The sequence below is a fragment of the Rhodanobacter sp. GW835-FHT13D09 genome, from assembly GCF_058793995.1.
Genome location: NZ_JBXAGL010000015.1, coordinates 43365 through 54573 on the forward strand (window position 1 = coordinate 43365; position 11209 = coordinate 54573).

The window sequence follows — 11209 nt, forward strand, 5'->3', positions numbered from 1 at the left end:
GATTCTTAAAACTCTTTCAGGTCGGCGCGGCGGCAGCGCCTGTCGCGCCGTGGCGCGACAGGCATGGATTCCCCTCGTGCTCTGGAGCATGCAGCAACGCTCCGGCGCGCCGCATATGCTTTGTGCGTCGCGTCACTGGTTGCGTTCGAGGCTGGCATACACTCGCCGCGCAATGTCGACAGGCAGGTGCGCCATGAAGATTCTCATCGTCGAAGACCAGCAGCGCCTTGGCCAGTTTCTCAAGCAGGGGCTCAGCGAATGCGCGTACACGGTGTGCTGGGTCGGCACCTGCAGGGAGGCCCGTGATGCGCTGGCCGATACCAACTACGACGTGATCATCCTCGACCTGAGCCTGCCTGACGGCGATGGCCTGCACCTGCTTGCCGAGTGGCGCCGTGCAGGCTTCAACGAAGCGGTGCTGATCCTCAGCGCGCGCGACACGGTGGAGGACCGCATCAAGGGTCTGGACATCGGCGCCGACGATTACTTGCCCAAGCCTTTCAGCTTCGATGAGCTGCTGGCCCACGTGCGTTCCCTGTTGCGCCGCCAGTCGACGGTCAAGCAAACGGTCATCACCCACCGCTGCGTGCGAATCGACCTGCTCGGCCACACAGTCAAGCTGAAGGAGCAGCCGGTGGATCTGACCAGCCGCGAGTTCGCCCTGCTGGAGATTTTCATGCAGAACGCGGGGCGCACGCTTACGCGTTCGTACATTTCCGAGCGTATCTGGCCCGGGCTGGCCGACACCAACCTGCTGGACGTCTACATGAGCCGGCTGCGCAACAAGCTGGAAGCCGGCCTGGGCGAGCCGCTGTTCAAGACACTGCGAGGCGTCGGCTATCAGCTGGTATGAAATCGATCGGGGCGCGCATCACGTTCTGGTTCGTGCTGAGCGTCACGCTCACGCTGGCCTGCCTGTTCACTGCCGGCTATCACCTGCTTAAGGACTACATGATCCATGACCTTGATCTGCTGAACGCCACCGAATTCCGGCAGATCAAGGCGCGCCTGGGGCCGGACTACGCGACGCTGAACCCGGCGACCATCGACGAGCGGATCCGCCAGACCACGGAATACGCATCGGTGCTGTTCTACATCAGCATCGACGCGCCAGGGCACGGCAACCTTTTCCGTTCCAAGAACCTGGCCGGCAACCCGTTGCCCGACGTGAAGGGCAAACGGGTCTTCAACGGCAAGATGCCCGGTGTCGGCGAATTGCGCATCGCAGAGTTCCTGCTGCCGCCGTTCGACGTCAGCATCGGTACACCGGTGGGCCAGATGCAGCGTGCCATGGTGGCCTATACCGAAGTCAGCCTGGCGCTGCTATTGGGCATGATCCTGGCCAGCATGGTGATCGGACTGGGACTTTCCCGCATGATGCTGCGTCCGGTTCGACTGATCGGCGAGACAGCCAACCGCATACGCTCCGACAACCTTACCGAGCGCATCAGCGTCACCGGCATCGACGATGAGATTTCCGATCTCGCCCGGCTGTTGAACCAGATGTTCGACCGGCTCGAGTCCTCCTTCAATCAAGTTCGCCAGTTCAGCGCCGAGGTGTCCCACGAGCTCAAGACACCTCTGTCACTGGTGCGACTGCATGCCGAAAAACTGCTGGTCGACGGCAACCTGAGTTCGGTGCAGGAGGATGCCGTGCAGGTGCAGCTGGAAGAGCTGGCGCGCATCAACCAGATGGTGGATGAGCTGCTGTTTCTCTCGCGCGCCGAGGCTCAGGGTATCCACATGAATCTTGTCGTGCAGAATCCGCACCGCTTTCTGCAGAGCTTCGAGCAGGACGTCTGCGCCTTGGCCGAGCACCAGGGACGACGCCTGCGCTGCACATGTCGCGGCCAAGGTTGGGTGGCGTTCGAGGAACGCTGGCTGCGGCAGGTCGTCCTCAACATTCTCACCAACGCCCTGCGGGCCTCGCCGCCGGGCGGTTTGATCACACTGCGGTCGGAATTTGTACCCCGTTACTGGCGCGTCAGCATTGAGGACGAGGGACCGGGCCTGACCCGTGATCAGTGCGAGCGCGCCTTCGAACGCTTCGTGCGCTTCCACCAGAACAGCGAGGAAGATCGTGGTAGCGGCCTGGGTCTGGCCATCTGTCGCAGCATCATCCAGCTGCACAACGGGCGCATCTATGCGGAGCCGCGCGCAGAGGGCAGGGGCTTGCGTGTGGTGTTCGAGCTGCCTGCGAGCGACGAGCGTGTACAGAATTTTGTGTAACCCGAATTCTTTTCTGGGAGGAAGAGTGGGTGATTAACAGGCCGTTGAGAAACGTCCCGTAGCGGCGACAATCATAGCCATCATCAATCATCAGGGTCGTGGCAGTGCGCGGAGCGGATATCCAGAAGTTGGGCATGTTTTCGTATGTGTCGGTGGATGTGCGCGTGCCGGGCGACCACCCGATCCGCAAGTTGCGGGTGTTGGTCGATACGATCCTGAAGGGACTCGATGAGGTGCTGCCTCCCTTTATGCCGCCAGCGGCCGAACGTCGATCCCGCCGGAGCGGTTACTGCGCGCCTCGCTGCTGCAAGTGGTCTACAGCGTACGCAGCGAGCGGCTGCTGATGGAGCAGTTGAACTACAACTTGCCGTTCCGCTGGTTCGTGGGTCTGAACATCGACGACCCGGTGTGGGATCACTCGACCTTTCCCTTCAACCGGGATCGACTGTTCGACGCCGAGATCACCCAGTGCTTCTTCGCACACACCGTGCTGCTGGCCCGGCTCTGGCGAAGGTCAATGCATGGGTGTACTGGAACTTCGCGGCATACAACCTGATCCGACCTGGTGGCGTCGGCGAGTGGTGGAACCCCTCGCCGACGTGAGGGAACGTGCGTCTGCTGGCCGGGAAATATCGCCGAATCCGACGATGATGAGCCTCGAGCGATCAATCCCTTTTATCGCGCAATGTTCAAGCCGCCGCTTCTCAACAGCCTGCTAAGCCCAGGTTCCCAGGTCGCTGCAAATTGCACAAAGTCAAGATGCCCCCGAAATGGGATGTCTGCGAATTCCATTAACGAAAATTTATTTTAGTTTCAGGTTGCTTTTAGGTCGAGCGGTTATAGGTGGCGACGATTTCGCGTAGTCGAAGTTACCGGGGGAGAAAATCGTCGTTGTTGGGCGACCGGGATCTTTGATCGTAGTGTCCCGTCCGGAACAATTCGGACATACCGTGGAAGGGGTTAAATCATGAAGAGCAAGCATACCGCCGCATCTGCGATGCGGCCGGTTGTGACGGCATTTTCGTCACGGTCTGTCTCCGCGCCTAAGTTTGTGAATGATCCTGAGTCGCTATCGGGTATGGGTACCCACACCCGACCACTCGTACACCGGCCACTCGCGCGCGCCATATTCATGATCGTGGCGGGGCTCATGGCCACCACCGCCGCTGCGCCCGCCGCAGGCCTCACCAGCGATCCCCCGACCGCCGCGGCCGCGGGCGGGACGAGCCTTCCGGATGCCGACTCCGCGCCGCAGCTCGCTGTGGCGGGCTCGGTCGCGCCGCCCGTCAAGCAGCCAAAAATCAAGCGGCTAGAAGCCGTCACGGTCACCGGTAGCCTGCTCCAGGTCCACAGCCGCAGCGAAGTTTCTTCCAGCCCACTGGCGACGATCGGCGTCGGCCAGATCGTCGCCGCCGGCCAGGTCTCGCTCGATTCGGCGATCGGCCGGATGCCGCAGTTCGCGGCCGCGCAGGGCCAGAGCGAGGTCGGCGACGTGCAGGGTGCCACCGGCTTTCAGGGTGGCCAGTCCTACGCCGACCTGCGCGGCCTCGGCGCCGAGCGTACCTTGGTACTGCTCGACGGGCAGCGCCTGGTGCCGACCAACCCGAACGGCGCGGTCGACCTGAACTTGATTCCGATGGCGCTGCTCGAGAACGTGGATGTGATCACCGGCGGCGCCTCGGCCACGTACGGCTCGGACGCCGTAGCGGGTGTCGTCAACTTCCGCCTGCGTGAGGACTTCCAGGGCATCCAGCTCTCCGCCCAGACTGGGGGGAGCACCAAAGGCGGTGGCCAGGAAAACAGCGCCAGCGTCCTCATGGGCAGCAAGTTCGCGGACAACAAGGGCAACGCGGTCATCGACCTCGAGTACAACCAGCGCGATGCAATCACCGGTGCGGATCGAACCTTCTTCTCCGACCCCGTGAATTTCAATCGTGGCGTGCCGCGCGCACCGGAAGGTATCTTCAACGCTGGAGAGCTCGGCGGAAATATTCCGGTTTCCGCAGTCAACTCCGTCCTGGCCGGCTACCCTGGCACGACGCCGATCGCCGGCACTGGCAACTACGGTGGCTACGTCGGTGTGAACAGTGACGGCACCCTGTTCACTACGCGTGCGCCGGGGAACTGCGTGCAGAACTACAAGGGGCCGCTGGGCGAGATCCCGGGGCTCGCGATTTCCCCGAACTGCACGACGATCAAGGACTACCTCGGCAAATACTTCTTCGTGCAGGTCCCATCGCATCGGATCAATCTGTTCTCGAAGGTCACCTACAACGTCAACGAATCCCTTCAGGCCTACGCACAGGTCAACTTCATGAGCTCGACTGCCACGGACAACAACGGCCCCGCGTTCGCCGGTCCGGGCAAGTTCGTCTACGTGCCGCAGAACAATCCATTCGTGACGGGCAATGCGGCGCTGATGTCCCTGCTCAATTCCCGCACGGCGTCGACCGCTGGCGGCACCCCGAGCACCGGGCCGCTCGAGATGGAAGCCTGGTTGACCGGGCTTGGGCCGCGCATCGAGAGCTTCCATTACAACAACTACCAGCTGACCGCCGGACTCAATGGCTGGTTCGGCTGGTCGAGCTGGAAGTGGAACGCGTTCGCCTCCTACGGCCAGACCAACTTCAACAACGATCAGCAGAACAACATCAATCTGCCGGCGCTCGAGACGATGTTGTATGGCACGGCGAACTACATTGGTTCCAATGGCAACAACTGCGTCGGTTACGCCTGGAATCCGCTCGGTAACCACCAGATGAGCCCCGGCTGTCTGGCGTACGTCACGGGCACCGCGCACAACCACATGGTGCTCTCGCAGGATTACTTCCAGGGCACCGTGAGCGGGGACCTTGGGGACCTGTGGGCAGGGACTGTTGAGGCCGCATTCGGCGTCGATTACCGCGCTGGTCGGTTCAGCTACCAGGCCGACTCGGCTCTGAATCCGGCGTTCAACGTGATGCCCTCGCCGATTCCTCCGGACATCATTTCTCCGTCGTACGACCTGATCGGTTCGACGGGCGGCTCGATGAACGTGGGCGAGGTGTTCGGCGAGCTGAGTGTGCCGCTGCTGAGCGACAAGCCGTTCGCGAAGAATCTTTCGCTCGACCTCGGCGAACGTTATTCGCATTACGATCTGTTCGGCGGCGAGAACACCTGGAAAGTGGGTCTGCGCTGGCAGGTTAATGATGCGTTGATGTTCCGTGGCGGGTTCAACCGCGCGATTCGCGCGCCGAGCCTGCAGGAGCTGTACAACCCGACCGTGCAGGCGCAGGACAGCATCAATGGCGATCCGTGCGAAGTCGGCAGTCCGCAGCGCAGCGGTTCGAACGCCTCCCAAGTTGCGGCGCTGTGCCAGGCACAGGGCGTGCCCGCGTCGGTGTATCCGTCGTTCACCTACGGTCTCAATTCGGCGAACGGCATCATCACCGGCAACACGGATCTGCAGCCCGAGAAGTCCGATACCTACACGTTAGGCTGGGTGCTGACGCCGCACTTTGATGCGCCGATGGCGCGTGACCTCGGCATGTCCGTTGACTACTACCACACGGCGATCAAGGGCGCGATCGCGGGCACGACTCTCGATGCGGTCCTGCAGAACTGCTTCAACGCCAACAACTCGAATCCGGGCTACTCGGAAAGCAACGCCTTCTGCCAGCGTATCACGCGTGATACGAACACCGGAGCCATCACGCTTGGCCGGGAGTCTTCGGAGAACATCGGTTCGTATGTCACGACCGGCGTTGACATGGAGGCTCACTGGGGATTCCCGCTGCATGACCTGGTACCCCCCCTGGGTGGCCAGGTGAAGCTGCAGACGTTCATCTCGTACGTGCACTCGCTGACGATCTCCGGCGTGCCTGGTATTGCGGCCAGTAACTACGCGGGCTCGGTCGCCGACACCAGTACGGCGTTGGCCGCTGATGGCTCGAGCATCTCCGATCTGTCGCATCCGAGGTGGAAGGCCAACACGACGCTCGATTACTCCGTTGGGCCGGTGTCGGCGGCGCTGCACTGGCGCTACATCTCTGCGATGACCGACTTGATGGACGGCACCGGAAGCGGCGATCGTGGAGTGCCGGCCTACAACTACTTCGACTTGGATGCTCACTGGCAGGTATCGCACAACATCATGCTCACAGCGGGCGTTACAAACCTGACCGACAAGGCTCCGCCGCGGATCGCGGGTGCACCAATACTGACGGATGCCGCGACCTACGATGTCGTGGGACGCACGTACTTCGTCGGCATCAAGGCCAAGCTATGAAGTAAGGCGCATGTCCCGGTTCCGGCTGCGTGTCCCCTCGCGCAGTCGGATGGTGGCCGATGGCGTATACAATCCGTATCGTTCCGCCCAAGCAGAAAGAGCGGCAGAGCAAGCCGGCCCGCCCGGATCAGCCGCAGGCGCCGGCCGGGCCGGGTGGCGCTGCCGCTGTGGCCGGCGTGGAGGGACCAACGGCGGAACGTGCCACGGCCAAGCCATACCAGCCGCCTACCTACGCCGCGTGGAACGCTGACCCCTTCGGTTCCTCGCATCGCTGACGCTGCCCGCTCTGTGGGCCGTAGGCCCGAGCCCGGGAGGGCGTGACTAAGGGCCGTCGCACCCTCGCCCTTGGAACGCATCGCACAACCGGCCCGCATGTCCTGCGCTGGTGATCCCTTCGGCATCAACCTTTCCCCGTAAAACCCGCTTTTCAGCGATGATCGGGACCAAGTGCCTGCACTTGGTCAAAACCTGTGGAGAAAACAGCGATGGGCCGCGTCCTGCTGGTGATCTGTGGTCAGGCCGTAGGCTTGACCATGCCCTTGTTATCATGCCCGCAGATCAGGGAGGGGCAGGTATGAGCGAGGGTGTAAAAGTGGCTGTCGGCATCGTGGTCGCGGCGGTGGTGCTGGCCGTGGTGTATATCGCTTATCGCGAGTTCGACCGGGCGCGCGACGTGCGCGAGGCGAACGCTGTCATGGATCGCATCGCGCAGTTGCCGGCACAATTCGATGTTGGCCGCTTACAGGCCGCCCAGCAGGCGGCGCAGCGCCGTCAGGTGCAGACGTCAGTCGACAGGCAGGCTCGGACGCTTGCGCCGGACATGCAGTGCGTCGGCGGTGTCGTCGTCAGGGTGAACGGTTCGACCTATACGCAGCTGGGCACCGTGGGTGACCCAGTGCGCTGTGGTGGTCGGCTGGCGGATCGACCGATCCGCTAGAACAGTGTCAGTTGCAGCCGGCTGATTTCCAGCCGGTCGAAATCGTGCCGCGAGATTTCGCGGGACAAAACGTGCTGCGCGATCCGCCCGCGCCGCATGGTGCCGCCGGGCGGAATCAGCCATTGTTGCCGGACGCGCCAGCTGGCCCACTTGCCGGGGAGGTCGGCGTTTCCGTTGACCATATCTTGCCGCCACTGCCGGACGTGCTTGAGCGGTATACGCCAGCCGTTCGGCATCATCAAAGCGTCGCCGTCCAGACGCCAGTTCTTGTTACTCCAAAACTCACGCATGATCCTTCAAACCCTTGATTTTCCATGTTCTCGGCACTGAAACCTCGATCGACTAACTCTTTGATCTAACTGACGTGTGCGAGGTCTTGTTGATCGCATGGTGTATTGACCACTGCATAGAAACACCTGCAGTGGACAACGCACACCAGAGAAACTTCCGCAGCGGAGAACGTGCTGCAGAGAAACCTCTGCAGCGGGGAATCCACTGCAGAGGAAGTTATGCATGCAGGAACACAACTCACTCAGACTTCAGCGACGAGGAACGTGCGCGTAGCAGGATCTCCACCCGGTGCCCGAGTCAGGGTAGCCACTTTCGCTTCGCCCAGACTATTGTGACAGCGTCCAGTTGCTGTCCGTCCTTCCGAGCGAGGATCCATGGCTCCGTCAGGCGGGGCCGGTCTCGTTTAGAGTCGAACAGGGATGGGATATAGCGGGACAGCACGACGCGCATACCCTCGGCGTAGGCGCGCTTTAAGATGCAGGCCAAGGCGCACAACAAAAGGTGTTGGCTCGTATCCACAGGGGGATCATCCGGCACAGATTCGCCCACGACTAAAGCTAGCAGCCGCGCAGCCACCTGCGAGGCGGTTTTGCTGAGCGTGCTTCGGTGAATGAAGCGCATTTCACCGATGAAGAATGGTGGAAGGAAGCGAATTTCTATGTGTGACGCCCGCTTCGCCGGCTTGAACGTCCGATCCGGTTGACGCGCTAATCGGTCAAAAAAGAACGACATTTCCGCGTCTGACAAGCTTTCCGGGGGCAGGCGATTGGCGATCCGGCAGGCAATGTCGACGAATCCCGGCGCCACCTGTGGAGGCAAATCCAGCGTCGCGACTTCGTGCCGCAACGAGGACCATTTGGCGAGCGCAGATGGGAAATCGTGGATTCCAGTCGCCCGAATGGATTGACGCTTCAACGTCAGCGTTTGGTTCGTGGACGATATCAACCCGGTCTCTTGGCAGCAGTCGCGTAGAGTCCGTGGCAGAACTATGACGTCCCGCATGACTTCGAACGAAGTTATCGCACCTTCCGGGGGGATGAAGTGAATCGCCCCGGGTTTCGTGGAGGCTGTTGGGTTTAAGTCAGGCCTCCACGGTGGCTGCCTGACTGACGAGTTGCCGGTAGTAGTTTGCCTCGGCCTCTGCCGGCGGGATATAGCCGATCGGTCCGAGCAGGCGTTGGTGGTTGAGCCAGGCCACCCATTCCAGCGTGGCCAGCTCAACCGCTTGCTTGGTTTCCCATGGCGCTCGGCGGTGGATCAGTTCGGCCTTGTAGAGGCCATTCATGGTCTCGGCGAGCGCGTTGTCGTAGCTGTCTCCCTTGCTACCCACCGACGGTTCGATGCTCGCCTCGGCCAGGCGCTCGCTGTAACGGATGGACACGTATTGCGACCCGCGATCGCTATGGTGGATCAAGGCACTGTCCCGCTCCGGCTGGCGCGCGTAGAGGGCCTGCTCCAGGGCGTCGAGCACGAAGTCGGTCTTCATCGAGCTGCTGACGCGCCAACCGACGATGCGGCGGGCGAACACGTCGATGACGAAGGCCACGTAAAGCCAGCCCTGCCAGGTCGAGACGTAGGTGAAGTCCGAGACCCAGAGCTGGTTCGGCCGCTCGGCGCGGAACTGCCGATGGACCCGGTCCAGCGGACACGGCGCCTTGCCATCGCTGACGGTGGTGCGTACCACCTTGCCACGCACGACACCCCGCAGACCCTGTTGCCGCATCAGACCCTCGACCGTGCAACGGGCCACCGTCATCCCTTCGCGGCCCAGCTGCTTCCAGACTTTGTCAGCCCCGTAGACCTGCAGGTTGCCCTGCCAGACGCGCTCGATCTCCGACAGCAGCCGCGTGTCGCGCTTGGCCCGGGCACAGCGACGCTGTGGCTCACGGACCTGCGCGGCGTGCCGACGATAGCCCGACGGGGCGATCTGCAACACCTTGCAGATCGGCTCGACCCCGAACGTGGCTCGATGCGCGTCGACGAAGTCCCTCAGGACTTGAGCCGGCGGTCGAGCTCCGCCTGGGCAAAAAAAGCGCTCGCCAGCTTCAGGGTCTCGTTGGCCCGGCGCAACTCCTTGACCTCGCGTTCGAGCTCCTTCACGCGCTGCGCTTCGGCGGTGGTCACGCCCTCACGTACGCCGGTATCGATCTCATGCCGTTGGACCCAGCTCAGCAGGGTCTGCGGCACACAGCCGATTTTCGGTGCGATCGACTCCACCGCCGTCCACAGCGACGGATACTCGCCGCGGTGCTCCTGCACCATGCGCACCGCGCGCTCGCGGACCTCAGGGAAAAACTTTGTGGACTTGTTCATGGCTCCATTCTCTCAAGAGTTGGAGCCTCCACTGAACCCGGGGCGGTTCACGATCATCGATTCAACACCCCTTGGGGCATCGGTTTTCGATGGTACAGCCCGCGCTGCTAATGACTCGTCTAAGGACGTAATCCATGCACGACAGCCGGTATTGCTCCACTTTAAGGTGGTGGCGGTCGATGTGCAGTCAAGCCCAGGTGAGACGACATCTAAATTCGTCGTCCCCATATCGGAAGATAGAGTCGTGTTTGCCGGTTTCGGTAATCGCTACACCATTCCAGTAACGAAGCCGGCGATCTTCGGCATGAAAACAATTTCGGCAGATTTTACCGATGCCGGCGCGTTGAAGAAGATTCAATTCGTCAGTAAGACTGGTGCCGAGAATCTGCTGGAATCGGTCGATTCCGTGCTGACCAAGCGGCAAGAAGCAGATGCCGCTAAGGCCAAGGCATTGAAGGACCAAGGGGACGTAATCGCCGCCAATCAGCGGCTGATCCTGTGTGAGACGAAGCCGGAGGAGTGTAAGTGACTCATCAACCTGCCATTGACCGCTCAGTCGTCGGTGCCGCCTGATCTGATGAGCCCCGAGGCAAAGTCTCGGGGTTGGCCCGACTCACTATGATCCACGTCGCGCCCGACAAGACACTAAACAATGGCAGCACCGCCACGAAGCGGCCGAACGGAGCTATCGTGACGCGGTGCAAGCCCTTGAGGCGCGTTGCGAGGCGTCACAGAAACAATGGCAGAACGCCGAGATGGAGGTCGCACGTCTCTCGGGGCACGTTGCGGCGCTCGAAGCATCGCCAGCCAAGACCAGCGCCCCCAGCGCCCGCCCGAAAACTAAGCGAGCTCCGCGATCGGTCCAGTCGTCGAAGAGCGCCAAGGCCAAGAAGCAGACGTAAGGATCATCCACGATCATGAGCAACCGCGAGGACTGCTTTGGTGCGTTCTCCGCTGCGTAAGTTTCACTGCGCTGCTTTCCCCGATGCAGAACTTTATGTGCGCCATTTGCAGAGGTTTACTGCCGTGGAAGTAGAAGTTTCTCTGCGGAGAACAATGGTTAAGGGGACAACGACAAACGGCACGGCGCTTGGACGGGGTCGTGCCCGGATAAGGGTAAAATTGGGTCATAAGCCTCAAACAAGGCTTACGCGTCTCACTTCTTGCCCTGT

Annotated in this window: 8 protein-coding genes, 1 pseudogene and 1 other annotated feature; of the genes and pseudogenes, 6 read left to right on the plus strand and 3 right to left on the minus strand. The window is 61.7% G+C overall.

Annotation, left to right across the window (positions count from 1 at the left end; translation table 11 throughout):
* Positions 1 to 193: 193 nt before the first annotated feature.
* From AC1Q5A_RS16170 to AC1Q5A_RS16190, 5 genes and pseudogenes are all read left to right on the plus strand, one after another.
* Positions 194 to 853 (plus strand): response regulator transcription factor, encoded by a 660-nt coding sequence (locus AC1Q5A_RS16170; RefSeq protein ID WP_492702432.1) that lies wholly within the window; start codon positions 194 to 196, stop codon positions 851 to 853.
* Positions 850 to 2229, plus strand: coding sequence for a HAMP domain-containing sensor histidine kinase (locus AC1Q5A_RS16175; protein ID WP_492702434.1), 1380 nt, complete (start codon positions 850 to 852; stop codon positions 2227 to 2229). Before AC1Q5A_RS16170 ends, AC1Q5A_RS16175 begins: the two co-directional genes overlap by 4 nt.
* A gap of 253 nt (positions 2230 to 2482) precedes the next feature.
* Positions 2483 to 2785, plus strand: a pseudogene (locus AC1Q5A_RS16180) (transposase); the annotation flags it as partial.
* A 594-nt stretch (positions 2786 to 3379) separates the two neighbouring features.
* Positions 3380 to 6496 (plus strand): TonB-dependent receptor domain-containing protein, encoded by a 3117-nt coding sequence (locus AC1Q5A_RS16185; RefSeq protein ID WP_492702436.1) that lies wholly within the window; start codon positions 3380 to 3382, stop codon positions 6494 to 6496.
* Positions 6497 to 7070: 574 nt separating this feature from the next.
* Positions 7071 to 7433, plus strand: a complete 363-nt coding sequence (locus AC1Q5A_RS16190; RefSeq protein WP_492702438.1) for a hypothetical protein — start codon at positions 7071 to 7073, stop codon at positions 7431 to 7433.
* Here AC1Q5A_RS16190 and AC1Q5A_RS16195 read toward each other — a convergent pair.
* The 3 genes from AC1Q5A_RS16195 to AC1Q5A_RS16205 all read right to left on the minus strand — a co-directional run bounded on the left by AC1Q5A_RS16195 (position 7430) and on the right by AC1Q5A_RS16205 (position 10037).
* On the minus strand, positions 7430 to 7723 hold the full coding sequence (locus AC1Q5A_RS16195) for a hypothetical protein (RefSeq protein ID WP_492702440.1): 294 nt from the start codon (positions 7721 to 7723) through the stop codon (positions 7430 to 7432). The genes AC1Q5A_RS16190 and AC1Q5A_RS16195 overlap by 4 nt on opposite strands.
* Before the next feature lie 298 nt (positions 7724 to 8021).
* On the minus strand, positions 8022 to 8639 hold the full coding sequence (locus tag AC1Q5A_RS16200; RefSeq protein ID WP_492702442.1) for a hypothetical protein: 618 nt from the start codon (positions 8637 to 8639) through the stop codon (positions 8022 to 8024).
* Positions 8640 to 8805: 166 nt separating this feature from the next.
* Positions 8806 to 10037, minus strand: a protein-coding gene (locus AC1Q5A_RS16205; protein ID WP_492702444.1) for an IS3 family transposase whose coding sequence is annotated in 2 segments (ribosomal slippage) — positions 8806 to 9749 and positions 9749 to 10037 — 1233 coding nt in all. Because the reading frame shifts where the segments join, the coding sequence is not laid out codon by codon here.
* Positions 9643 to 9759, minus strand: a sequence feature (AL1L pseudoknot). It overlaps the preceding gene by 117 nt.
* Between AC1Q5A_RS16205 and AC1Q5A_RS16210 the strand changes: the two genes are divergently transcribed.
* A complete protein-coding gene (locus AC1Q5A_RS16210; protein ID WP_492702446.1) occupies positions 10036 to 10566 on the plus strand; it encodes a hypothetical protein in 531 nt (176 codons plus the stop codon). The two genes, AC1Q5A_RS16205 and AC1Q5A_RS16210, sit on opposite strands and share 2 nt — an antisense overlap.
* Positions 10567 to 11209 lie beyond the last annotated feature (643 nt).

What these genes read in the sequence shown, in the direction of transcription:
- AC1Q5A_RS16170 (WP_492702432.1), top strand. Translation starts at nt 194, where the DNA reads ATGAAGATTCTCATCGTCGAAGACCAGCAGCGCCTTGGCCAGTTTCTC.
- AC1Q5A_RS16195 (WP_492702440.1), bottom strand. Translation starts at nt 7,723, where the DNA reads ATGCGTGAGTTTTGGAGTAACAAGAACTGGCGTCTGGACGGCGACGCT.
- AC1Q5A_RS16175 (WP_492702434.1), top strand. Translation starts at nt 850, where the DNA reads ATGAAATCGATCGGGGCGCGCATCACGTTCTGGTTCGTGCTGAGCGTC.
- AC1Q5A_RS16210 (WP_492702446.1), top strand. Translation starts at nt 10,036, where the DNA reads ATGGCTCCATTCTCTCAAGAGTTGGAGCCTCCACTGAACCCGGGGCGG.
- AC1Q5A_RS16190 (WP_492702438.1), top strand. Translation starts at nt 7,071, where the DNA reads ATGAGCGAGGGTGTAAAAGTGGCTGTCGGCATCGTGGTCGCGGCGGTG.
- AC1Q5A_RS16185 (WP_492702436.1), top strand. Translation starts at nt 3,380, where the DNA reads ATGGCCACCACCGCCGCTGCGCCCGCCGCAGGCCTCACCAGCGATCCC.